Annotated in this window: 17 protein-coding genes; 9 read left to right on the forward strand and 8 right to left on the reverse strand. The window is 61.9% G+C overall.

Annotation, left to right across the window (positions count from 1 at the left end; translation table 11 throughout):
• Nucleotides 1-55 precede the first annotated feature (55 nt).
• Nucleotides 56-6,550: a kinesin gene (locus ACSQ2Z_RS10380; RefSeq protein ID WP_436081128.1), complete on the reverse strand. Its 6,495-nt coding sequence runs from the start codon at nt 6,548-6,550 to the stop codon at nt 56-58.
• Between the two features lie 661 nt (nt 6,551-7,211).
• On the opposite strand from ACSQ2Z_RS10380, the gene ACSQ2Z_RS10385 reads away from it, so the two are divergent.
• Nucleotides 7,212-7,580 (forward strand): Hpt domain-containing protein, encoded by a 369-nt coding sequence (locus tag ACSQ2Z_RS10385; RefSeq protein WP_436081129.1) that lies wholly within the window; start codon nt 7,212-7,214, stop codon nt 7,578-7,580.
• A 211-nt stretch (nt 7,581-7,791) separates the two neighbouring features.
• Nucleotides 7,792-8,112, forward strand: coding sequence for a 2Fe-2S iron-sulfur cluster-binding protein (locus ACSQ2Z_RS10390; RefSeq protein ID WP_112846812.1), 321 nt, complete (start codon nt 7,792-7,794; stop codon nt 8,110-8,112).
• A 410-nt stretch (nt 8,113-8,522) separates the two neighbouring features.
• Here ACSQ2Z_RS10390 and ACSQ2Z_RS10395 read toward each other — a convergent pair whose 3' ends face one another.
• Complete coding sequence (locus tag ACSQ2Z_RS10395; protein WP_436081130.1) at nt 8,523-9,152, reverse strand: DUF922 domain-containing Zn-dependent protease; 630 nt, start codon at nt 9,150-9,152, stop codon at nt 8,523-8,525.
• A gap of 217 nt (nt 9,153-9,369) precedes the next feature.
• On the opposite strand from ACSQ2Z_RS10395, the gene folP reads away from it, so the two are divergent.
• Genes folP through folK form a run of 3 tightly spaced genes read left to right on the forward strand, consistent with a single transcriptional unit; the run spans nt 9,370 to nt 11,175 of the window.
• Nucleotides 9,370-10,281: a dihydropteroate synthase gene (gene folP / locus ACSQ2Z_RS10400; protein ID WP_436081131.1), complete on the forward strand. Its 912-nt coding sequence runs from the start codon at nt 9,370-9,372 to the stop codon at nt 10,279-10,281.
• On the forward strand, nt 10,278-10,646 hold the full coding sequence (gene folB, locus ACSQ2Z_RS10405; protein ID WP_436081132.1) for a dihydroneopterin aldolase: 369 nt from the start codon (nt 10,278-10,280) through the stop codon (nt 10,644-10,646). Before folP ends, folB begins: the two co-directional genes overlap by 4 nt.
• 1 nt (nt 10,647) lies before the next feature.
• On the forward strand, nt 10,648-11,175 hold the full coding sequence (folK, locus tag ACSQ2Z_RS10410) for a 2-amino-4-hydroxy-6-hydroxymethyldihydropteridine diphosphokinase (protein WP_436083047.1): 528 nt from the start codon (nt 10,648-10,650) through the stop codon (nt 11,173-11,175).
• Nucleotides 11,176-11,224: 49 nt separating this feature from the next.
• Here the strand turns inward: folK and ACSQ2Z_RS10415 are convergent, their stop codons facing one another.
• Nucleotides 11,225-11,770, reverse strand: coding sequence for a hypothetical protein (locus ACSQ2Z_RS10415; protein ID WP_436081133.1), 546 nt, complete (start codon nt 11,768-11,770; stop codon nt 11,225-11,227).
• Nucleotides 11,771-12,131: 361 nt separating this feature from the next.
• Between ACSQ2Z_RS10415 and ACSQ2Z_RS10420 the strand changes: the two genes are divergently transcribed.
• Both ACSQ2Z_RS10420 and ACSQ2Z_RS10425 read left to right on the forward strand, forming a co-directional pair.
• Nucleotides 12,132-12,995, forward strand: coding sequence for a cytochrome b/b6 domain-containing protein (locus ACSQ2Z_RS10420; RefSeq protein WP_436081134.1), 864 nt, complete (start codon nt 12,132-12,134; stop codon nt 12,993-12,995).
• Nucleotides 12,992-13,783: a molybdopterin-binding protein gene (locus ACSQ2Z_RS10425; RefSeq protein ID WP_436081135.1), complete on the forward strand. Its 792-nt coding sequence runs from the start codon at nt 12,992-12,994 to the stop codon at nt 13,781-13,783. Before ACSQ2Z_RS10420 ends, ACSQ2Z_RS10425 begins: the two co-directional genes overlap by 4 nt.
• Here the strand turns inward: ACSQ2Z_RS10425 and ACSQ2Z_RS10430 are convergent.
• From ACSQ2Z_RS10430 to ACSQ2Z_RS10440, 3 genes are all read right to left on the reverse strand, one after another.
• Nucleotides 13,780-14,862, reverse strand: coding sequence for a YcjF family protein (locus ACSQ2Z_RS10430; protein ID WP_436081136.1), 1,083 nt, complete (start codon nt 14,860-14,862; stop codon nt 13,780-13,782). The genes ACSQ2Z_RS10425 and ACSQ2Z_RS10430 overlap by 4 nt on opposite strands.
• A complete protein-coding gene (locus tag ACSQ2Z_RS10435; protein ID WP_436081137.1) occupies nt 14,859-16,334 on the reverse strand; it encodes a YcjX family protein in 1,476 nt (491 codons plus the stop codon). Before ACSQ2Z_RS10435 ends, ACSQ2Z_RS10430 begins: the two co-directional genes overlap by 4 nt.
• 102 nt (nt 16,335-16,436) lie before the next feature.
• Nucleotides 16,437-16,961, reverse strand: a complete 525-nt coding sequence (locus ACSQ2Z_RS10440) for a SixA phosphatase family protein (protein ID WP_436081138.1) — start codon at nt 16,959-16,961, stop codon at nt 16,437-16,439.
• A gap of 485 nt (nt 16,962-17,446) precedes the next feature.
• Here ACSQ2Z_RS10440 and dksA point away from each other — a divergent pair, with 485 nt between their 5' ends.
• Nucleotides 17,447-17,866, forward strand: a complete 420-nt coding sequence (dksA, locus tag ACSQ2Z_RS10445; RefSeq protein WP_018324683.1) for an RNA polymerase-binding protein DksA — start codon at nt 17,447-17,449, stop codon at nt 17,864-17,866.
• Nucleotides 17,867-18,065: 199 nt separating this feature from the next.
• On the opposite strand, the gene ACSQ2Z_RS10450 is transcribed toward dksA, so the two are convergent.
• The gene (locus ACSQ2Z_RS10450; protein ID WP_436081139.1) at nt 18,066-19,016 is read right to left on the reverse strand and encodes a flagellar biosynthetic protein FliO; all 951 of its coding nucleotides are present in this window, start codon (nt 19,014-19,016) and stop codon (nt 18,066-18,068) included.
• A 382-nt stretch (nt 19,017-19,398) separates the two neighbouring features.
• Between ACSQ2Z_RS10450 and cckA the strand changes: the two genes are divergently transcribed.
• Nucleotides 19,399-21,969, forward strand: a complete 2,571-nt coding sequence (gene cckA / locus ACSQ2Z_RS10455) for a cell cycle histidine kinase CckA (RefSeq protein WP_436083048.1) — start codon at nt 19,399-19,401, stop codon at nt 21,967-21,969.
• Between the two features lie 72 nt (nt 21,970-22,041).
• On the opposite strand, the gene ACSQ2Z_RS10460 is transcribed toward cckA, so the two are convergent.
• A complete protein-coding gene (locus ACSQ2Z_RS10460; RefSeq protein ID WP_436081140.1) occupies nt 22,042-22,965 on the reverse strand; it encodes a pseudouridine-5'-phosphate glycosidase in 924 nt (307 codons plus the stop codon).
• Nucleotides 22,966-22,975: the final 10 nt, after the last annotated feature.

The following is a 22,975-nucleotide window of genomic DNA, read 5'->3' on the forward strand; positions in this document are numbered from 1 at the left end:
CGAGGATAAGGAGCAGGCCGATTGACCAGCGTATCGAAAAGCCCTTCGGCCGCCGCTAGCTGAACCGCCCCGCCGCATGGGCCAGCATCGTGTAGACCTTGCCGGTATCCGACGTCAGGTAGCTCTGGGTCATCACCTTGTCGCTGTCGTTGCGGGCGACGTCGCCGAGCAGTTTTTCGAAATCGCCGATGTAGCGGTCGACGGCGGTGCGGAACTCCGGCTCGCGGTCGTATTTGCGCTTGATCTCGTCGAAGGTCTGCTGGCCCTTCAACGTGTAGAGGCGGCGGGTAAAGACGTCGCGTTCGCCGCGCTGGTAACGCCGCCACAGATCGACCGAGGCGTCGTGGTCGATGGCGCGGGCGATGTCGACCGACAGCGAGTTCAGCGATTCCATGACATGGCGCGGATTGCGGGTATCGCCGGCGCGGGCGGCAGGCTGGGCTTCGCTTGGGCGTTGCGCCGGAACAACGGGCGCCTCGTCATCGCGCGATGCACCGCGCAGCAGGTCACGCATCCAGCCGCTGCCTTCCCCGGACGGGCGTGTTGCCGTGGCCGGCTCCTGCTGCCGGAGAACCGGCTGCTGGGTGGGCGGCTGCTGGGCGGGCGGCTGCTGGGCGGGGGCACGCGGCTGTTCCAGACCGAGGCTTCCGCGGAGCAGGGGCTCCTGCGCCTGGCGGCGCGGCTCGACGGCCGGCTGCTGTGCAACGGCGCGGACCGGGGCCGCGGCCACGGGCTGCTGCTGTGCCACCTGCTGGCGCGGCGCCGGTTGGGCGATCTCGAGCTGGCCGGAGGACTTGCCGATGATGTCGGAGAGCTCCTGCAGCGCCTTGATCTGCTCGGCAACGGCGCGGCGCATGACCGAGGCGTTTTCCTTGGCTTCTTCCGGCAGATCGAAGGCGCCGCGCTTCAGTTCCTCGCGGGTCATGTCGAGCTCTCGGCGAATCTCGTTGGCCGAGCGGCGGATTTCCTCGGTTGCGCCGCTGAAGCGGCCGACGGCTTCTTCGACGGCCTTGCGGATCGCCTCGCTCATCTGCTGGGCGGCACCGTCCGACTTCTTGCCGGTTTCGGTCATCATCCGGTCGATATCCGACAGCGAGGCGCCGACGCTGCCGCGCAGGCGCGAGGCAACGTCCTTGGAGCGCTCCTCAGCGCGGGCAAAGGCGCCCTCGACGGAGAGGCCTGCATCCTCGCCGGCCTTGGTGACGGCGGCGCGCATGGCTTCGCTCGCCGATGTTGCGCGGGCCTCGGCTTCCGACAACGTCTTGCTGACATCGACGAAGGACGCCTGGACACCGGCGCGCAGGTTGCTGGCGATTTCGTTCGAGCGTTCCTCGGCGCGAACGAACACCGATTCGACCGACATGCTCGCTTCGTCACCCGCCTTGACCACCGCATCGCGCATGGCCTCGGCAGCGGAGGCGGCGCGCTGTTCAGCGTCCGTCAGGATACGCCCGACATCGTTGAAGGACGTCTGGATGCCGGAGCGCAGGTTGCCTGCGATCTGCGCCGAGCGGTCTTCCGCCCGCTGGAAGGCGCCATCGACGAAGCCTTCGAGGGCGTGCATGGTTTTCTCGATTTCTTCCGAGCGGCTGACAAGACCGACGGAAAGGGTGCGCAGGGCGTCCTGCCGTTCTTCGAGTGTGCTGACCAGGTTTGACTGCGCCGCGGCAAGGAGGTCGGAGGCCTGGCTGAGCACCTTGGAGTGATCTTCGAAACGCCCGACGATGCCGCCGATCTGCGACAGGGTCGAGCCTGAGATATTGGCGAGCTTGTCGACCTTGCCTTCAAGAAGGCGGGTCGATGTGGACAGCATGTCGGAAGCGCGATTGGCCGATTCCGAGAACCGCGTGGTGGTCGTTTCCAGTTGCTGGTCCATGGCGCCGAGATTAGCGCTGGCCTGCTCGATGACGCCCGCGATCGACGAATTGCTCGCCGCCAGCTGGTCGATGAGACCCATGGCCGTCGATTGCAGACGGCTCTCGATCATCTTCATCGCGTTGGCGGTTTCTTCTGCACGGCCGGAGAGGGCGTTCAGCGTCTCGCCGGTACGGGCGGTGAGGCTCTCGAGCAACGCGGCGTTTTCGGCACGCAGACGTTCCGCGCTTTGCTGTGCGACTTCACTGATCAGGTCTGCGGTTTCCTTGCCGGTGGCGGCGTACTGATCGATGACCGGGCGAGCCTTCTCGTCGATCAGGCGCGACAGTTCGGCCGAACGGCCGGCGAGCATCGAGTTGAGCTCGCGCGTACTGTCGTCAAGGGTGGTGCGGATCGTGTTGCCGCGGGCTTCCAGGGCCTTTTCCACGTCGGCAAGGCTTTGCTGCAGCGACGACGCCTGTTCCGCCACGCGCGATTGTGTCTGGGCGATCCGGGTGGCTGCACCATCGGTTGCTTCTCCGACGGACCGCGCCAGTTCGGCACTGCGCATCGCGGCGGTCGCGGCGGTCTGCTCGATGCTGGACTGGAAATCGGACTGGCGCGCGGCCATTGCCTGAGCAAAATCCTCGCCGGCCTTGGCCAGGAGCTCGGCAGAGCGCACGGCTTCCGCATCGATGCCCTGCGCCGCATCGCTGACGGCGCCACGCAGGTTCGTCACGAGACCGGCAGCCTTGCCTTCGATCGTCCGGCTGACATTGTCGAGACCGATCGACAGGGCACGGTCCATGGTGCCAAGCCGCTCTTCGATGCGGCCCGTACCGCCCCCGATGCTGGCTTCGATCCGCGCGGCTGCTTCGTCGCTGACACGGCCGAGCTCAGCCGTATGGCTGGAGAGCGTATCGGCAATGCGCGTCGCGGCCGCGCCGCTGATGCGGTCGATCTCGTCGGTGCGCCCGGCAAGGCTTTCGGAAATACGGGCCGCCGCAGTCGTGCTGACCCGATCGAGCTCTGCCGTGCGGTCAGACAACGTTTCGGCGATCCGCGCTGCGGCATTGTTGCCGATGCGGTCGATTTCTTCGGTACGGCCGGCAAGGCTATCTGCAATCATCGCAGCAGCGGCGGTGCTGACCTGGTCGAACTCGGCCGTGTGGTCGGAGAGGGCGTCCGCGATCCGGGCCGCAGCGATGCTGCCGATGCGGTCGATTTCTTCGGCGCGTCCGGCAAGGCTGTCGGCAATGCGCGCTGCAGCCCTGTCGCTGACCTCATCGAATTCGGAGACCTTGGCAGCGAGGGTGTCGGCAATCTTCTGGCCGGCATTATCGACGAATTCGCTGACGCCGCCGACGCTGTTGCGAATTCGGCTTTCCAGCACGCCGAGGCTGTTTTCGATGCGGGCCCCGGTTTCGTCGACGCTGCTGTTGATATTGGAAAGGGACGTGTCCATCCGCTGCGTCAGCGTATCGGCGGCGCGGCTGATCTGGCCGGCGGTCTCGCCGAGCTGGGTTGCCACGCGGCTGGTACTTGCCAGCATGCGCTGTTCGAGTGCTGCGGCGCTCTTGTCTATGACGCCGCCGAGGTCTGCCTGACGCTCTTCCAGCGTCATTTCCAGCATACTGGCGCTGGTGGCGATCGTCGTGGCAATGGAGGTCGCCTGTTCGCTGAGCACATCGGAAAGCTGCTCGGTTCCATGGGTGACCGCAACGTTGATCGCGTTGAGGCGGTCGTCCAGCGTTACCCGGATCTGATCATGGGTGGAGGCCAGCGATGTCGCCAGCTGACCGGCACGGCCGGACAGCGTCTGTTCGATATCGGACGCCTTGTCTGCCATCGACACGGCCAGCTCCGAAGCATGGCTGGAAAGGGCAGTGGCAATCTCGGCCGAAGTGCTGGTCATCGTGCCGGCGATCTCGCTGACACGGCCGCTGAGGTTTTCGGCGATCGCTCCAACACGGCCTGAAAGCTGCTGTTCGATATCACTGACCCGGTCGGCCATGGTTTCTGCGATTGCGCTGGCGCGATAGGAGAGGCCGTCGGCGATTTCTTCCGTGCGGCTGCTCAGCGCATCGACCATTTCGTTTGCGCGGGCGGACAAGGTGCCGGTGATCTCCGCCGAGCGCTCGGAGAGGAGAGTGTCGAGCGTCGCCGTCTGGCTGGCAAGCGTGTCGCCGAGCGTGCGGCTGCGTTCGGACAACAGCGATTCCAGCCGCTCCGTCGTGCCGCCGATCGCGCTCTCGATCGCGCCTGCGGACGAGGTGAGAACGTTAGCCAGCGAGCCGGTGCGCTGCGAGAGGATCGCGTCAATGCGTTCTGCCGTGCCGTCAAAGGCGCTGTCGATTGCTGTCGTGGACGATGTCAGCACGTTTTCGAGTGCGCCGGTGCGCTGCGAGAGGATCGTATCGATCCGTTCCGCCGTGCCGTCAAAGGCGCTGTCGATCGCGGCCGTTGACGTAGTCAGCACGTTGGCGAGCGCGCCGGTACGTTGCGACAGGATCGTATCGATCCTTTCCGCCGTGCCCTCGAAAGCGCTGTCAATGGATTCCGAGCTTGCCGCAAGCAGGCTCGAAAGCTCGACCGTGCGCTCCGAAAGCGTGTCGTCAAGGCGCAACTGGCTGGCGGCGATGGCGGTGGTGATCTCGTCGGCGCGGTTGGTCAGCGTGTCTTCAATACGGCCGTGGATCGCCTGCAGGCCGTCGATGAGGCCACTGGTTTGCGTGACGATGTTTTCGGCAAGCTGCTGGTTGCTGGTGGTGATGGCGCTGGTGCGGGCATCAAGCGTTTCGGCGAGCCGTTGCTGACTTTCCGTGAGCGCCGTTTCGAGCGAACCGGCACGCTCGGCGAAGCCGGATTCGATCCGGTCCTGCGCCGCAGTGAGCGCGCTCATCAACGAGCCGGAGCGTTCGGACAGCACACCGTCGATGCGGGCGTGCGCATTGCCGATCGCTTCGCTGAGCTCGGCAGTCCTGCCGCTGATCGTGTGCTCGATGAAGTCCTGTGTGGTGCCAAGCGTGGTGGCGAGCGTCAGAGACTGTTCGGACAGGGCAGACTCGAAGCGCTCGATACCGCCGTCGAGCATGCCGCCGATGGATTCCGCGCCGCCGGTTACCGACTGGTTGATGCGGGCAAGGCTTTCCATCAGCTTGGAATCGAGCATGCCGGCGCGCTTGTCGAAGGCGGTTGCGAATTCGTGGAAGCGGGAATCGAAGGCCGTTGCCAGTTGTCCGACCGTCGTCTGCAGCTTCTCCTCGAAGAAGCCAGAACGCAGGTCGAGATCCATGATCATGTCGTCGGAACTGGACTTCAGGCTCTGGCGGAAGCTCGCGCCCTTTTCGTCCAGCGTGGCGTTCAGCGTGTTGAGAATATCATCGAGACCGCCGGTGATGGCCTGCTGGCCGACATTGAGGCTCTCGTTCAGATCGCGCGTGCGGGCGATCAGCGTCTCGTTGAGCTGGCGGGCGCGCTCGTTCAGCGCGGCATTCAGCTTTTCGGTATTGGCGTCGAGGGTCGAGGCGCGTGTTTCAAACTGTCCGAGCAGTTGCTGGCCGCGCTTGGCCAACGTCTGGCTGAGATTTTCGAGGCGGGTATCAAACTCGTTGCTGAGCGACACGCCGGCTGTGGTGAGGCCTGAGAGCAAGGCATCGGTGCGGGTCGAGAGCATGGCGCCGATCGTTTGCGTTGCGCTGTCGGAGCGCTCCATCAAAGCCGCGGCGCGGGTCTCGATCATTGAGGCGAAGGCTTCGCCCGAAGTCGCAATACGGCTGGCGATGTCATCTCCGGCAGTCGAAAGTTCATCCTTCAACTGCGTGTGGGCGCCGGCGATCGACGAGCGGATACGCTCCGCATGGCTGACGATGGCTTCCCGCTCCAGTCCAAGTTCCTGGACCAGCGTGCGCACGCGCAGTTCGTTGTCGCTGTAGCTACGCTCGAGCGCGTTGACCTCGGAATGAACAAGCGTCTCAAGTTCGGTCGCACGCGCGATCGTGCGCTCGATGCCTTCGTTCATCGCCGAGACTTCGCGGCGAACGGCCTGGCCGACCGTCATGATACGTTCGGACGCTGCCGTTTCAGGCTCGGCAAGGCGCAGCGCGACTTCGGCCATCGAACGCGCGGCGTTGCGCAGTTCCTGCGCGCGCGAAATCATGATGGCGAAGGAGAAGAACAGCATCACCGGCAGGATGATGAAGATCGCCACCCCGATGGCGCCCGGCATGGCCGACAGGTCGGCAAGCGAGCGGATCTGCCAGATTTCCGGTCCATAGAGCAGGTTTGCGACACCAAGGCCGCCGATCGTCCAGAGGGCGGCGACGGCAGCGGCGATCCGCATCGTCGAGCGGCTGGAGCGGACGTCCAGCGAGCGCAGGATGGCGGCCGGCGTTCGGCGCCCGTCATCGTTGGCAGGCGCAAACGAGGGCGCCTTGGGAGCCGGTTCGGGAGAGAGGCTTCTTGGCGTTTCGGTCGCGCGTCCCGAGCGGGCTGCCTGGCCCTGTGGCTTTGTCGTCTTTGCCTGGCTGGGTGCCGGTGCCTGGCTCACTGGTTCAGACACTTTTCCCTCCGGATCATCCAAGGAAGTCTTTTCGTTCAGGGCAGACTTAAGCTCATCGAAGTCGATTTTCAAAGCGTCTTCCAACGCCTGAAATGCCTCGTCGTCGATCGACTCGTTGCTTTTATTTGTCGCCATGCGGATACGCCTCGTTACTAAACTGTCCTTTCGAAAGGACCCTCCGCAACACCGCCTGCATTGGGAGCACCTCCGATACTCGGACGGTGACAGCAGGATATGCGCATACATCTGCGCAGAACCTGACATGCACCCATTTCAACCACGCACCGGCGGAACAGCACATCAGCCCCGTAGGTGCTTCATTCGATGCGGCTTTCCGCCAGGACTGTCTGTACCTTACAGGCATAAACATATCCCTCAACGTACCGTAGTGACACATTCACCGGTTTCTTACAATTAAGTGCCCCGGGCATTCGTTAAAATCCTAACAAGTTCTTAATGAAAAGTGGACCTGTTTCCCGCAGAAACCCTTGTAATCAGGCGGTTTAATGGCCGTTAACCACGCCGAGCGAAACCTGCCCTTATTGCGCCGCGTTTTAATCAGATAGCAGCGCCGATCCGGCCTAATAGGCTCATGAAATGAGCAAAATGACAGCCGGACTGAGCATCGAGAGGGTAACGCCCGCACCGTCTTCGGGCCTCATAATAGCCTGACGGGTCAAGCACTTCCAGACAAACCGGAGGCAAATCCGGCGTCATGGACGGGCACTAAAAAGACAGGACGTGAGCGGTGACGGGCCGGTTGCGTCAGAAGAAAACAGAATAAGGATATTGGCATATGGCGGCACTCAAGATCGCGTTCGAGGCACCCGACAATCTCGCCGGGGCATGTCCCTCGAAGTCGCGGCCGATCGATCTGGTTCACCTTGCGACGCAGACGATGGGCGACAAGCTCCTGGAAATCGAAGTGCTGCAGTTGTTTGCGCGCCAGACGCGGCAGCTGATGAAGGAATTGTCGTCCGCCGATGCGGCCGTCACCGTCGCGTCTGCGCATCGCCTCAAGGGTGCTGCGCTTGCCGTTGGGGCTTTCGGTGTTGCCGAGGCGGCCGGCGCAGTTGAGACCGAGCCAGAGCAGGCGGTCCATCTTGCAGCGTTGAGCGCTGCGGTGATCGAGGCCGAACTGTTCATCCTGAAGCTCTGCCGCTAAAAGCAACGCTGTTTGAGAGTTGCTGGCCTGTGCGGCCCGCAGTGACGAAGCGTCGCGGCCGAAAGCCGGATGCATCCCTTCGTGTTGACTGGCGATGCGAATTGTTGGAAGAAATCGCACGAATTTGCCGCATTCCGCCGCCGCCTCTGTTATGAGGGGCGGCGTGATTGTTCCTGCGGTACCGATACAACGCCAGCATCCGGAAAACCAAATGCCTAAACTCACCATTATCGCCTTCGACGGCACGCAGTATGACTTTGACGTTCAAAATGGCTCGACCGTCATGGAAAATGCCGTGCGCAATTCGGTTCCCGGTATCGAAGCCGAATGTGGCGGTGCCTGTGCCTGTGCGACGTGTCATGTCTATGTGGATGAGGAATGGTCGGCGACGGTTGGCGCTCCCGAGGCGATGGAAGAGGACATGCTCGATTTCGCCTATGATGTGAAACCGACGTCACGGCTCTCCTGCCAGATCAAGATGAGTGACGGCCTGGACGGGCTCGTGGTTCATGTTCCCGAGCGCCAGGCCTGATCTTTGCGCGACCGTTTCAGGACAGCCAAGAAAAAGCCCCACCGTCGTGATCGACAAGCGGGGCTAGGGGGGCGCATCGCATGCAGACGAGGGAGGGAACGTCTGCTGCTTCAGACACGCCAGGAGAACGCCACATGCGCCTTGAACCGGTCGGTCGAACATCACCAGACCACGACAGTCAAGCGCAAAACAATACTTCCGGTTCAAAGTGCATGAATGTATGCCGACCCGGACTGGGAGTGAAGGCGGTCCATTTTCCTGTTCCTCACTCAATGCTTACACTATATCTGATTCGTCCATACTGTTGTATGGCGAAAAATCACCAGTGATATTCTGTTGACGTTGCAAGTTTTGCGGAAGCGGGTGATTCGTGCTTCTTGCCCTGACGCGTCTGCAGCGCTTCGGGACGGCTAGCGCCTGGCCTTCGTCAAGCCATCGAGTCGGAACTGGAGCAGCCTGATCATGCGGCGGTCGAAATTCGCCGCTTCCGTGCGGTCGAAGCGGGCCTGGTCGCGGTCATGCTGCTGGATCGCCGTTTCGCTCAACCGGGCAACGCGCGCCTGCATGCGCTCGCAATCGGCTTCGGGTCTCAAGGCGAGGAAATCCTTTTCCAGCTTGCGGGCATGGTTGCGGGCGATCTCGGCGTGGCGCTCCTCATGGCGTTTGATATCGCTTGCCAACGTGTCCCAGACCAGCGCCAGATCGCGGTTCGCGGTGCTGCGGTTTTTCCAGCGCGGCAGGATCAGCTTGGTGCTGAGCGTCACCTTGGCGCTGCCGACAGCGCAGCGATTGCCGTCCTTCACATAGGTGACCGTGCCGCCGAACCTGATCTTTGTGGCGCCGGGATGGCGCGCGCCGGTCTTGTTCATCATCGGTCCCCGCTCGGACAGTGCCTTGTCGAGCTCCTCAGCCGTGCGGCCGCCCACCGAGAAATAGGTGATGCTCTTGCTCACCACCGTGTCACCGCGTGCTGACGAGGAGTGGCCCGCGACGATGCTCAAAATCAGAAACGCGGCGAAGGAAATGCGGCCAGTCGTCATGGGTTTACAGGTCTCGGCTGTTGAACTTCCCTAGAGCTTGGGGCATAGCCAGCCGGAGCGCAACAGCAAATAACGAGCATCGCGGACAAGCGGAAAACGCAGAGTAATCCGAGCATTTGCTGCAAGATGTGACACAATCGGCCTGCATTCGTGGTCAACGTCCTCCGCTGAGGCCACAGGCCGGCAGGAGGGCCGGCAAGAGGGAGTGAAAACCGGCATGGATGATCCTTTCGATCCCCTCGAGTGGAAGCTCGCCCACGGGCGGAGTCTGACACTCGGCCCGACCGGGCTGCTCATGGCGATCATCAACGTGACGCCGGATTCGTTTTCGGACGGTGGCGCCTATGACGATACGGAAGCTGCGGTGTCCCAGGCGCTGCGCTGTCTCGACCAGGGCGCCGCAATCCTCGATATCGGCGGCGAGTCGACCAGGCCGGGTGCTGCCGAAGTCACGGCGGAGGAAGAGCAGGCGCGGGTGCTTCCGGTCATTGCGGCGCTTGCCGAACGGACGGATGCGATCTTGTCCGTCGATACCTACAGGGCCGAGACCGCGCGGCTGGCGGTTGCCGCCGGCGCGCATATCGTCAACGACGTACACGGCCTGCAGCGCGAGCCGGAACTTGCGAATGTCGCTGCGGCGACCGGGGCAGGGCTCTGCATCATGCATACCGGCCGCGACCGCGAGAAACTCGCCGACGTGGTGCTTGATCAGTATCATTTTCTCGAGCGCTCCCTGGAAATAGCGGCGGCCGCCGGCGTCGAGCGCGACCGGATCGTGCTCGATCCGGGCTTCGGTTTTGCCAAGGACACTGACGAGAACGTTGAACTGATGACGCGTTTCAGTGAACTGCGGGGGTTCCGGCTGCCGCTTCTGGCAGGCACGTCGCGCAAGCGCTTCATCGGGGCCATCACCGGCCGCGAAGCGCAGGAGCGGGATGTCGGCACGGCAGCCACGACAGCATTGCTCAGAATGGCGGGCGCTGCGGTTTTCCGGGTACACGATGTCGCAATCAACAGGGATGCGCTTCTGGTGGCGGATGCTATGCTGGCGGCTAAAAGACAGGCGCAGAAGAAACACGGGCCAAAAAAATACGGGCCAAATAAACTCGGGATGGAAAATCAGCCATGACAGCGATCTACACGATCACCCTCAAGAATTGCGCCTTCTTCGCGCGCCATGGCGTTCACGACGAAGAGGAATTTCTGGGGCAGCGTTTTTTCGTCGATGCTGAACTGGATGTCGAGCAGGGAACGGCACTCATCGAGGATTCGATCGATGATACAGTGCATTACGGTGTCGCCTTCACCGAGATCGAGAAGATCATCACCGGCCGCCGGCGTTATCTGATCGAGGCCTTGGCGCTTGAGGTTGCCACCACGCTCTGTTCAGTCTTTCCACAGATTCGCCGCGCGAAGATATCGATCCGCAAGCCGAACGCGCCGGTTCCCGGTGTCCTCGACCATGTCGAAGTCACGGTTGAGCATTTTTCCTGAGATGCCGACTCATCTGGCGACACTCGGCCTCGGCGGCAATATCGGCGATCCGGCGGTCTCGATGGCGCGGGCGCTTGTGCTTCTCGATACGCGGCCAGACTGCGCGGTGACGCATGTCTCGAAACTCTACCGGACGCCGCCCTGGGGCAAGACGGATCAGGCCTGGTTTTTCAATGCCTGCGCTGCGGTTGAAACCTCGCTCTTGCCCGACGATCTGCTCGACGCCTGCCTGTCGATCGAGCGCCAGATGAAACGGGAGCGGCTGGAGCGCTGGGGCCCGCGCACGATCGACATCGACGTGCTCACCTATGACAGTCTCAGCCAGCATTCCCAGGCGCTGGAAATACCGCATCCGCGCATGACTGAACGGGGTTTCGTGTTGAAACCGCTCGCCGATTTCGCTCCCGATCTCATTGTTGCCGGAAAATCGGTGGCGGAATGGCTCAAGGATGCCGATGTCTCCGGCATCGAAGTGGCTGATCCGCGAGATGACTGGTGGCGGCAACGCGCTCCGGAATCAGCCGTCTGAAACGCAAAAGAGCCGGACGAGCCGGCTCTTTTGGAAAACGTCGCAACCGTTATTTCTTGATCGAACCGACGGCAACGGTGTCGAGCTGGCGGTTGAGGCTGACGCCGATCACCGGCACCATGGTGTCCTCGACCTTCACGGAAATAGTGATGTTGAGCTTCGAGTCGCCCTGCAGGCGGGCGATCATGGCGCCGTTCAGCTTCTTGCGGTTGATACCGACGACGACCTTGTCCTTGCCGACATTGCCGGAAACGATGTCAAGGCCCTTGCCATCGGCGCCATCGAGGAATTTGCCGTTATAGCTCTTGCCGGCTTGGGTGATGACGGCGGACATCGGCTGCTTGAAGACCCCGACGCGGCAGAAACCGTCAAGCTTGATGCCGGCTGCGCTTTCGTTCGCCTCACCGGTCAGGTCGCAGGTGAATTTCGTGCCCTTGTATTTTCCCGCCACGATCTCGCCCGGGCCTTTCCACTGGCCGGAAACCTGCTCAAAAAACGCCTTGTCGTTGCCGCCCGAGAGTGCCGGAGAGGCTGCGAGGGCGGCAAGCGAGGCTACGGCAATGCCGCGAGCGATCAAAGATGGGCGCGAAAACATAAACGATCCTTGATGGTCAGTGTCAGGAATGTAAGGCTACATTTGCACTTAAATGGTTAATGGAGTGTTGCTCCGGCCCTCTGGAAGGCCGGTTTTGAGGCTCACGAAATGTTTCATGCGGACTTTCGCTGGCGACTGAAATCATTGGAAATCCTGGGCTTCACGCGCGCATCACTGCGATGTGTGCGCGGGTGAGTGGAGTTGCGTTGAAACCGAACCAGAGTTTGCTACGTAGTTGCGCATATACAGCGCCGCGCGTCTTATCAGACGCGCAAAGGTCGCTGTAGCATTTTGAATTGCTGCATAATTTTATCCTTAGATCGAATACGATCTAAGGAATTATGCAGTAAGGAGGCTTGCCATGACCATCGTCGACGATACCCAATCGCGTTTAACGCATCAAGGTGGCAAGGGCAGGGTGATCTACCGACACCGGATTGCCACACGCATTACGCACTGGACCTGGGCGATTGCGCTGTTCTTCCTGCTGCTGAGCGGGTTGCAGATCTTCAATGCCCATCCGGAACTCTATATCGGCAAGCAATCGGGTTTCGAGTTCGACAACAGCGTCCTGTCCATGCGCGCCATGCAGACCGCCGACGGCAAGGTCGATGGCTACACCACGATCTTCGGACAGAGCTACAAGACGACCGGTGTTTTCGGGATGAGCGGGCCGCAGGACAATCCGTCCTACCGTGGGTTCCCGGCCTGGGCGACGCTGCCATCCTACCAGGATCTGTCGACCGGGCGGGTCATCCATTTCTTCTTTGCCTGGTTCTTCGTGGCGGCTTTCCTCACCTGGTTCGTCGCGAGCCTGATCAGCGGCCACCTCAGGCGCGACATTCTTCCATCCGTCGCGGATATCAAGAGCCTGCCGAAAAGCCTTTCCGATCATCTGCGATTCCGCTTTCATCATGATGGCCGCTACAATGTCCTGCAGAAGCTCGCCTATGCCGGCATCCTGCTCGTCATCTTCCCGCTGATCATCCTGACGGGCATTACCATGTCGCCGGGCATGAACGCCGCCTGGCCTTGGCTGCTCGACGTTTTCGCCGGACGGCAGACGGCGCGCACGATCCACTTCGTCTGTATGGCTCTGCTGGTGGCCTTCTTCCTGATACACATCTTCATGGTCATTGCAGCCGGTCCGCTGAACGAGATGCGCTCGATCATCACCGGCTGGTATCGCACCGACCCCGAAAAGAAGAAGGAGCACACGGCATGAGCGGGTTCAGCATCAATCGCCGCAGGTTCCTCACTGTTGCCGGGGCGGCGGCCTCGACCATCCCGTTGTCCGGTTGTGATGCGTTTGACGGCCTCCTATCCAGCCAGAGCCCCGTGCGGGATGTCCTGGCTTCGGCAAACAGCCTGACCTACCGCGTCCAGCGCATGCTGATCGATGCCGACGCGCTGGCGCCGGAATTCTCGGCGAGCGAGGTGCGCCAGGGGCAGCGGCCGAACGGTTCGACCGACCCGACCGACGCGGACTATCTGGCGTTGAAGGCGAAGGCATTCGCCGATTATCGGCTGACGGTTGGCGGGCTGGTCGAAAAGCCGCTGAGTTTCAGCCTCGATGAACTGCGCAACATGCCGGCCCGCACGCAGATCACCCGGCACGACTGTGTCGAGGGCTGGAGCTGTATCGCCAAATGGACCGGCGTGCCGCTCGCAACTATCCTCGACGAAGCCAAGCTGAAGCCGGAAGTGCGCTTCGTCGTCTTCCATTGTTACGACAGCATGGACCTCGGCGGGTCCGGCGCCGTGCGCTATTACGAATCGATCGACCTTATCGACGCGCGCCATCCGCAGACCATCCTCGCCTATGGCTGCAACGACGAGGCGCTGCGCGTTGCCAACGGCGCGCCGCTGCGGGTGCGCATCGAGCGGCAACTCGGCTACAAGATGGCGAAATACGTTAGGGGTATCGAACTGGTCTCGACGCTTACGCCATTCGGTAGCGGCAAGGGCGGCTTCTGGGAGGATCTCGGCTACGAATGGTATGCCGGCATCTAGCCGGCGATTTCGTCGGAGGCTTTCGATCTTGATGCGCCCGGTGCCAGATCGCCGATGAAATCGCCGATGCCGGGGCGTTTCAGGGCGCGAAACGGCATCGGCCGGCAAAGATCCATCGCGGCGATGCCGATGCGGGCGGTCATCAGGCCGTTGATGACGCCTTCGCCGAGCCGGGCCGACAGTTTAGAGGCAAGACCATGGCCGAGCACCTGCTGGATCAGGCTGTCCCCGACGGCGATGGAGCCGGTGACGGCGAGGTGGGCGACGACGTCGCGCATGAGCCGCAGCAGGCCGAACGTGCCCGGCCGCCCGCCGTAGAGATCGGCCATCGCCCGGATCAGCCGGGCGGATTCGTAGATAACGTAGCCGAGATCGACGAGTGCGCGGGGGCTGACGGCAGTGACGATGGAGACTCGCTTCGAGGCGTTGAGAATAAGCGCCCGGGCTTGGCGATCGAGCGGCGTCAGCAGTTCCCGCTCGGCAAGGTCAAGCAGATGCGGGCCGTCGATGATCTCGGTTTCGGTTTCCTTGAGGCGCAGGCGTCCGCGCGCTGTCTGCGGCTTGGCGGCAACGAGATGCACGAGATGGGCCATTACCTTGCGGGCCGGCTTTGGCGTTGGCGCAAGGCTCGCGTCGATGGCCTCCTGTTTCAGCGCCTGGACGGCGTTCAGCCGCATGATGCCTGCCAGCTCGCGGGCGACAACCACGACGAAAGCGAGCAGGCCGATGGTGACGACGGCGATTGCAAGATAGCCGAGCCAATCGGCACGGCTGAAGAGATCGCGCACCAGGCTATCGATCCACAGCCCGACGGCCAGGGAAACCAGAACGCCGAAGGCGCCAAATGCGAGTTTGCCGAAGGAGAAGCGGCGCTTGCGCGGGATCGCCTCGGCGGGCGCGGGTAGAGCCGTGGTGGTTGCAAGGAACGGGTCGTCGGTATCGGGTGTCATGACGATGTTTTCGTCGAAACTGGCAGGCGAGCGGCGCACGGGATCGCTGCGTGCTGCCGTCGTCGATGGTTCGCCTTCGACCGTAAAAACGGCCGGCTTCCGCTTCGGTGTTTTTGGCGTATCGCTCATGCCAGTCGATCTCCGAACAAAAACTGCATTGCCCGGTCGAGCCTGATGTGCGGCACCGACAGTTTCAGCCCACCGCCGGTTTCCTCGATATGCGGCGGCCGGAAACGCACGAAACGCAGGTCAGGGACCAGGCTCTTCTCCGGTTTTGATTCAAGGTCCTGAAAAAGTGAATCAGGATTCTCCGGTAAGTCACCGGTAAATATGGCTGTTTTCCGCTCTCCGTCAAAGGTTTCGCCGTTGATTGTCTCGCCGGCGATCGGGGTGCCAACGATAACCGGCAAGGTATGGCCGTCGTGATTGACCGTCGCCTCGCGCGTCGCGCGGACGGAGGCTATGGCCATGACTTCGAGCCCTGCACCACTCACGCCGATACGGTCGATGGCGCGCTGCACCAGCCGGGCGGCGATCTGCTCCAGGCGATTATGGCTCTCGTGGTGCAGATGATCGGCCTTGGTGGCGGCGATCAGCACCTTGTCGATGCGTTTGGTGAGGAACGACGACAAGAAGGAATTGGTGCCCGGCCGGAAACTGGCAAGAACGTCGGCCAAAGCGCCTTCAAGGTCGAGCAGCGATTCCGGTCCGCGATTGATCGCCTGCAGCGCATCGATCAGGACGATCTGCCGGTCGAGCCGGGCAAAGTGTTCGCGGAAGAACGGCTTGACCACATGGGTCTTGTAAGCCTCATAACGCCGCTCCATCATCGCCCAGAGCGAGCCTTTTGGCGCGCGGCCATCGGGCAGGTTGGCGAGTGGTGAGAAAGTCAGCGCCGGGGAGCCTTCGAGGTCTCCGGGCATGAGGAAGCGGCCCGGCGGCAGCGTTGACGGGGAACGTTCGTCGGATTTGCAGGCCCGCAGGTAGCGTGTGAAGGCTACCGCAAGCCGCTGCGCGTCCGATTCTACAGCGGGCATAGTGATATCAAGCGATCTGGCGAGTGAAAGCCAATCCGTGGAGAGCCCGGCGCGGACGCCGGTCTTCGCGCGCTCGACCGTCTTGTCGCTGAAGGCGCGAAAATCCTGTGTCAGCAGCGGCAGATCGAGGAGCCATTCGCCCGGATAGTCGACGATGTCGATGGAGAGCCGGCCAGGGGAGAACATCCGGTTCCAACCGCTGGCGCTTTCGTAGTCGAGCGTGATGCGCAATTGCGAGATCGCCCGCGTCGAATCCGGCCAGGTCCGGTCGCGGACAAGCGCTGAAATGTGATCCTCGTACTGAAAGCGCGGCACTGCGTCGTCCGGCTGTGGTTCCAGCCTTATCTTCGAGACGCGCCCGGAGCGAACCGCTTCGAATACCGGCAGGCGGCCACCATTCAGGAGATTGTGAACAAGGGACGAGATGAATACCGTCTTGCCGGCGCGCGAAAGCCCGGTCACGCCGAGCCGCAGCGTCGGATGGACGAAACCGGACGCGCGATCTGTCAAAGTATCGAGTGCAAGGCGGGCATCATTGGAAAAGCGGGTCAGGAGTGATGGCAAAATTTCGGGCCTCGGAACGCGTTATATCATGGCCTCGGGCCAGCTTGATCGTTTGCGATATAGGACGCCTTGGCGGGCGAAAAAAGTGTTGCCATGCGGCATTCAGCGGACGTGACATTCCGGATCAAGCCAGGCCACGAGTTTACCCGGAGGCAGACTGTCGGTCTGCGGACGTTCGCGGAAATCAATCACCGCAAGCGCGCCTGGCGGATATCCGTAGGGGATCGCTGCTGCCTGTTCGCCGAGGACCTCGCGCAGGATTTCCTCGATCACCGGATTGTGGCCGACGACCAACAGCGACGCGACGGCGGTACTCTGCCCGATGATAATATCGCGATAGGCATCCTCGGCGCCGGTATAAAGCGCATCGTTGTAACGGATTTTCAGGTCTTTGCCCATTGCGCGCCCGAAAGCCTCTGCCGTCTGCCGGCAGCGAACCGCCGGGGAACTCAGGATAAGCTCCGGCGCAAAATCGCGATCTGCCGCCATTTCGGCAATGATCTCGGCTTCGGCAAAGCCTGTGTCGTCAAGCGTCCTGTCAAAATCCTTCTGGCCCGGCAGCGCCCAGCCGGCCTTGGCGTGTCGGAGAAGGTAGAGCCGGAAACCCGGGGCAGGTGGGGCATGCATAAGGCGGGATCCCAGAAAGTGGATTGACGGCAGCAGCGTCGATCGCTCGGCTTCAGACGAACTTTGTCCGCCGGCCTCGCGGAAAGATCAAGTCACGGCGACTTGTTTTTCAACAGGCCGGGCATCAGCGGTCTGCAGACCTGTCGGTTTTAGGACGGTGAGGCCAATATGGGCGCCTTCGCTTTCTTCTTCTGCAGACCGCGATGGGAAATAATGCGCCCTTTTTTTGTGCGCTGGCTGTCTCGAGATCCGGCAGTGCTGATTTTTCTGGTCCTGCGCCCGCAACTTTGGACATGTATGGAGGCTATCGGTTGTAAGACAATTTCGCGAAAAATGGCAAACCTGTAATTTTGATGAAATATTAGCCCGTTAGCCTCGGGACTAGGCAAAGCTTGAAAAATGGCGTGCTATTTTTCAGAGACTTGAAACGGCGCCTGCATGGGGCTATACACCGCCGCAATGAGATGTTCTTCAGGAGAATCGCGTTGAGTGAGAAGATCGATCTTAGTTCCTTCGTCCTGTCCGAGACCGAGGAATTCATGAATACCAACCAGCGTGCATACTTTAGAGCAAAGCTGAACGCCTGGAAAAACGACATCCTGCGTGAGGCGCGTGAAACGCTCGGGCACCTCGCCGAAGAAAGTGCAAACCACCCTGATCTTGCAGACAGAGCATCTTCGGAAACTGACCGGGCCATCGAGCTTCGGGCCCGTGACCGGCAGCGCAAGCTGATCTCCAAGATCGATGCAGCCCTGCAGCGGCTGGACGAGGGAACCTACGGCTACTGTGAGGAGACGGGCGAGCCGATTGGATTGAAGCGGCTCGACGCGCGGCCGATCGCCACTCTCTCGATCGAAGCACAGGAACGCCACGAGCGGCGGGAAAAAGTCTACCGCGACGAATAACCTTCCGCCCCGAACCATTAAAAACGGCGCGAGATTTTCGCGCCGTTTTTGTTTGCGCTGCATAATTCCTCGGATCGTTTCGATCTAAGGATAAACTTATGCATCAATTCAAAGTGCTACAGCGACCTTTGCGCGTCTGATAAGACGCGCGGCGCGCGGCGCTGTAGAATGTCTTTGCATCCCAACGCAATGGGGTCGCTCAGTTCTTCCGGTTGACGGCGATCTCGTTCAGCATTCGGTTCATTTCGTCTTCCAGTGTCGGTTCCGCCCGCCCGCCCGCAAGGCTGCTACCGAGCCGTGGTTCCTGGCGGATCGGTTGGTTGGGCAAGCGCGCGTTCGCGCGTTGGTCATTGTCGACGCGAACGTCGTCGGCCGTCAGCTTGCCGAGATCACCTGTGATCTGGGCGTCGAGGATGCGTTCGAATTCGGTGCTGGAGGTATCCGGCTGGCTCTGTGCAGCCGGCAGGACTGCGCCCGGCACGGGCGTTATCTGCGTTAGGGGACGCTGCGCTGGAGCTGGCTGGTTCGTGGCCAGCACGCGTGTCCTCGCTGCCTCGAGAATGTCCTCCGGGGACCCGGCCGTCTCGACCGTTGGTGTCGTATTCGAGGCCACGGGTTGCGGGCGCGGCTGGGCAACCCTACTCTCGGGCATCACCTGGCGGCTGTCCGCCTGCGGCCGTGCCAGGGCGTTTGTGACTGTCGTCGCTGAGACTTGGTCAGTGCTTTCGCCATAGAGAACCTGACCCATTGCCGAGACTGGCGCAGTCCGGGTTTCAGGCTGCGGCGCCATACGGCGTTCCGCGATGGGGCGCGCGGCGATGGTTTCGGGAAGAGGCGAGGCGGCGGCCACCTGTGGTGCAGCCTGCGCAACGATGCGGCTTTCGATGACGATATCCGTCGGGCCGCCGATCATGATCAGATGCTCGACATCGTCCCGGCGGACCAGAACCAGGCGCCTGCGCGTATCGACGGCGGCGGCATCGAGCACGGCGAGCCGCGGCTGGCGGTTCTTGCCGCCACGGATGAAGGGAGAGGACGGCCGGTTGCGGATGAACCAGAGCACGGCCACGAGGCATAAAAGGCCAAGAGCCACAGCGCCCGCGGCAATGATGAAACGGGTACCGTTGTTGCCAACGATATCTTCGATCATGTGCTTCCTCCTTCGTGATATCCTGACTTGCGCCCATTTGACGGCTTTTTTCTGATCGAGACAAGCGATGTTCCATTTTGTCCAAGTCTCATTGGTTTATCATCGATGTAGTGCCGTTGCGGACTTTGGCGACATCAGGCTGGACATTCCCTGTGAATTCACGCCAATGGCTTTCATGCAAGTGCTTTCTGCACTTCCCCGTGGCTGTTAAAGATGATTCCTGCTTGGTGTCTCGCGGTCCGCCGGCGCGGATTGCATTTCCGCCCCGGCTGCCGTTGAACGGAGCAGATGAACCGAACCCACGCATTCATTCCGGAGGCGCGCGGCACCGGTTGCAAACGAGGGCCCTATGACGAAATTGCGGCAGGCAGGTGACTATCACATGCCGATTGTGGACCGTGGAAGCCGGCCGGGAACGGTGCTGCGGATCATTCTGCTCGCCATCGTTCTGACCGGTTCAGCAGTTGCCTTCGTCATCTTCAAGAACCAGCTCGAAAATGAGATTGTGCTCGGCATTCTCGGCGTGCTGGCCATGGTCGGTATTTTCTTCCTGGTATCCTCGGTCATCGGCTTCATCGAGGTCATGCCGCAATCCCGGCCCGACGAGCTTGCGCGCGCCTTTCTCGACGGCCATCAGGACGGTACACTTGTCACCGACCGTAAGGGCCGGATTATCTATGCCAATGCCGCCTATGGCGCGCTCACGGGGGCAACCAAGGCGACGGAAATCCAGTCGCTGGAAACCATCCTGTCGCGCAACCGCGAGGCGACCGAGGCAATCTACCGGCTGACCAACGGCCTGCACGAGGGCAAGCCCGGTCACGAGGAATTCCGTCTGCTGAAGCCTTTAAGCTCGGGCGGCGGTACTGCTGGATCGGGTGCGCACTGGTTTCGGCTGAAGGCGCGCGTGCTGCCGCTTGAAGACGGCGATCGCAACCCGCTCTACATCTGGCAGATTTCCGACATCACCTCCGAACGTGATGATCAGGAGCGCTTCTTCAAGGAGTTGCAGAACGCCATCGACTATCTCGATCATGCGCCGGCAGGCTTCTTCTCCGCCGGCAAGAAGGGCGAGATCTTTTACGTCAACGCCACGCTCGCCGATTGGCTGGGGCTCGACCTGACGAAATTCCAGCCGGGATCGATGACGATCGCCGATCTGGTGGCAGGCGAGGGGCTGGCGCTCGTCCAATCCGTGCAGGCCGAACCAGGCCTGAAAAAGACCAAGACGCTCGACCTCGACCTCAAGAAGGCCAACGGCCAGAGTTTTGCGGTGCGCATGGTCCACCGCGTGTCCTCGACCCGCGACGGTGCGCCGGGCGAAAGCCGCACGATCGTGCTTGCTCGCTCCAATGACGATGAAAGCGACCAATCGGCGTCGATTGCCGCCATGCGCTTCACTCGCTTCTTCAACAACACGCCGATGGCGATCGCCTCCGTCGATGGCAATGGGCGGATATTGAGAACCAATGCACCCTTCCTGAAGCTGTTTTCTGCCGTCGTATCGCAGGACGACATGGAGCGCGGGGCATTGCTTGAAGCCGTGGTGCATGATGCGGAGCGGCCGCAGCTGCGCGAGGCGCTGGAAGCCGCCAAGGACCGGCAGGGCGATATCGCCCCGATCGATTCGCTGCATCCGACCGATGAAACGCGGCATTTCCGCTTTTATGTGAACGCCGTCATCGACCAGAGCGACCAGGCGCCGGAAGAAGCCGCAATCGTCTACGCGGTCGAGATCACCGAGCAGAAGGCGCTTGAGACCCAGATGGCGCAGACGCAAAAGATGAATGCGGTCGGCACGCTGGCAGGCGGCATCGCGCACGACTTCAACAACGTCTTGACGGCAATCCTCCTCTCCTCGGATCACCTGCTGCTCTCGGCCCGTCCGTCCGACGCGAGCTTTGCCGATCTGATGGAGATCAAGCGGAACGCCAACCGCGCCGCGGTGCTGGTTCGCCAGCTTCTGGCCTTTTCCCGCAAGCAGACCATGCGGCCAACGGTGCTCAGCATGACCGACGTCGTCGGCGATCTGCGGATGCTGGTCGACCGCATGACCGGTACCAATGTCAAGCTGGAGGTCGATTACGGCCGCGATCTATGGCCGGTGCGCACGGACCTCGGCCAGTTCGAACAGGTCATCCTCAACCTCGCCGTCAACGCCCGCGATGCCATGCCCGATGGCGGCGTGATCACGCTGCGCACGCGCAACCTGCCGGCTGCGGACGTCGCAGCGCTGAACCGGCGCGACCTGCCGGAGGAGGACTACGTGATGGTCGAGGTGTCCGACCAGGGCACCGGCATTCCGCCGGAAATTCTCGACAAGATCTTCGAGCCCTTCTTCACCACCAAGGAAGTCGGCAAGGGCACCGGCCTCGGGCTGTCGATGGTCTACGGCATCATCAAGCAGTCCGGTGGCTATATCTATCCCGAATCCGAAGTCGGCAAGGGAACGACGTTCCGCATCCTCCTGCCGCGCTATATCGAGGAAGCGCCCCTGCCAGGCGAGGTGGCTGACGTGCCGGCCGCCGCCATGCTTGGAACGAAGCCGCCCTCCAAGGCGGAGGAGCCGACGGACCTCACCGGCAACTCGGCCGTGGTGCTCTTGGTGGAGGACGAGGAAGCGGTGCGCCGCGGCGGCAAGCGCATGCTGGAAACGCGTGGTTATACCGTGCACGAAGCCGGCTCGGGGGTCGAGGCGCTCGAGATCATGGAGGAACTGAACGGCGCGGTCGATATCGTCGTCTCCGACGTCGTCATGCCTGAAATGGACGGGCCAACGCTGCTTCGGGAAATCCGCAAGAACTACCCGGACCTGAAATTCATCTTCGTCTCCGGCTATGCCGAGGACGCCTTCGCCAAGAACCTGCCGGCCGACGCCAAGTTCGGCTTCCTGCCGAAGCCGTTTTCGCTGAAGCAGCTTGCCGTTGCCGTGCGCGAGATGCTGGACAGCTGATTGCTGTTAAACTGCCGCGTATCCGAAAAAGGCCGGACACGCCGGCCTTCGCTTTCTGCGCGAGGTTAAATTTTATTCCAGCGCGACCGCGATCTCGGCCGCAAGGCGCGCGTTGTTCTCGACCAGCGCGATGTTGGTTTCGAGGCTGCGGCCGTCGGTCAGCCCGAAGATGCTGTCGAGCAGATAGGGCGTGACCGCCTTGCCGGAAATTTCGTCGCGTTCGGCGTTGTCGAGCGCGCGGGCGATGTAGATTTCCATTTCGTCGCGCGGGATTTCGCTTTCCTCGGGTACCGGGTTGGCGATCAGCATGCCGCCGTCGACGCCGAGCAGGTCGCGCATCTTCTGGAAATTGGCGATCGCCGCCGGGCTGTTGAGCATCAGCGGGCTCTTCAGGCCGGAATCGCGCGACCAGAAGGCCGGGAAGATGTCGCTGTCGTAGGTGACAACCGGCACGCCGCGGGTTTCCAGCACCTCGAGCGTCTTGGGAATGTCGAGGATCGCCTTGGCGCCGGCTGAGACGACGATCACGCTGGTGCGGGCCAGTTCGTCGAGGTCGGCGGAAATGTCGAATGTCTCCTCGGCCTTGCGGTGCACGCCGCCGATGCCGCCGGTCGCAAAGACGCGGATGCCGGCGCGGGCCGCCGCGATCATCGTTGCGGCGACCGTGGTCGCGCCGGTGCGGCGTTCGGCAATCGCAAAGGCGAGGTCGGCGCGCGACAGCTTCATCGCGCCTTCGGTCTGCGCCAGCGCTTCCAGCTGCGCGTCTTCCAGGCCGATGTGCAAGACCCCGTCGATGACGGCGATCGTTGCCGGTACTGCGCCTTCCTCGCGGATGATCGCCTCGACGCTGCGGGCCATGTCCAGATTGCCGGGGAAGGGCATGCCGTGGGTGATGATGGTCGATTCCAGTGCAACAATCGGCGCGCCGCGTCCTTTGGCGGCCGCGACTTCGTTGGAATATTCCATCGGTAGAAGGGGTGAAAACGGCTTGGTCATCGCATGTCCT

Origin of the sequence: Pararhizobium sp. LjRoot235, from assembly GCF_964254145.1 — a bacterium.
In the GTDB taxonomy this organism is placed as follows: domain Bacteria; phylum Pseudomonadota; class Alphaproteobacteria; order Rhizobiales; family Rhizobiaceae; genus Pararhizobium.

Coding starts and splice junctions, on each gene's coding strand:
- ACSQ2Z_RS10380 (WP_436081128.1), bottom strand. CDS start 6,550: ATGGCGACAAATAAAAGCAACGAGTCGATCGACGACGAGGCATTTCAG.
- ACSQ2Z_RS10385 (WP_436081129.1), top strand. CDS start 7,212: ATGGCGGCACTCAAGATCGCGTTCGAGGCACCCGACAATCTCGCCGGG.
- ACSQ2Z_RS10390 (WP_112846812.1), top strand. CDS start 7,792: ATGCCTAAACTCACCATTATCGCCTTCGACGGCACGCAGTATGACTTT.
- ACSQ2Z_RS10395 (WP_436081130.1), bottom strand. CDS start 9,152: ATGACGACTGGCCGCATTTCCTTCGCCGCGTTTCTGATTTTGAGCATC.
- folP (WP_436081131.1), top strand. CDS start 9,370: ATGGATGATCCTTTCGATCCCCTCGAGTGGAAGCTCGCCCACGGGCGG.
- folB (WP_436081132.1), top strand. CDS start 10,278: ATGACAGCGATCTACACGATCACCCTCAAGAATTGCGCCTTCTTCGCG.
- folK (WP_436083047.1), top strand. CDS start 10,648: ATGCCGACTCATCTGGCGACACTCGGCCTCGGCGGCAATATCGGCGAT.
- ACSQ2Z_RS10415 (WP_436081133.1), bottom strand. CDS start 11,770: ATGTTTTCGCGCCCATCTTTGATCGCTCGCGGCATTGCCGTAGCCTCG.
- ACSQ2Z_RS10420 (WP_436081134.1), top strand. CDS start 12,132: ATGACCATCGTCGACGATACCCAATCGCGTTTAACGCATCAAGGTGGC.
- ACSQ2Z_RS10425 (WP_436081135.1), top strand. CDS start 12,992: ATGAGCGGGTTCAGCATCAATCGCCGCAGGTTCCTCACTGTTGCCGGG.
- ACSQ2Z_RS10430 (WP_436081136.1), bottom strand. CDS start 14,862: ATGAGCGATACGCCAAAAACACCGAAGCGGAAGCCGGCCGTTTTTACG.
- ACSQ2Z_RS10440 (WP_436081138.1), bottom strand. CDS start 16,961: ATGCATGCCCCACCTGCCCCGGGTTTCCGGCTCTACCTTCTCCGACAC.
- ACSQ2Z_RS10450 (WP_436081139.1), bottom strand. CDS start 19,016: ATGATCGAAGATATCGTTGGCAACAACGGTACCCGTTTCATCATTGCC.
- cckA (WP_436083048.1), top strand. CDS start 19,399: ATGCCGATTGTGGACCGTGGAAGCCGGCCGGGAACGGTGCTGCGGATC.
- ACSQ2Z_RS10460 (WP_436081140.1), bottom strand. CDS start 22,965: ATGACCAAGCCGTTTTCACCCCTTCTACCGATGGAATATTCCAACGAA.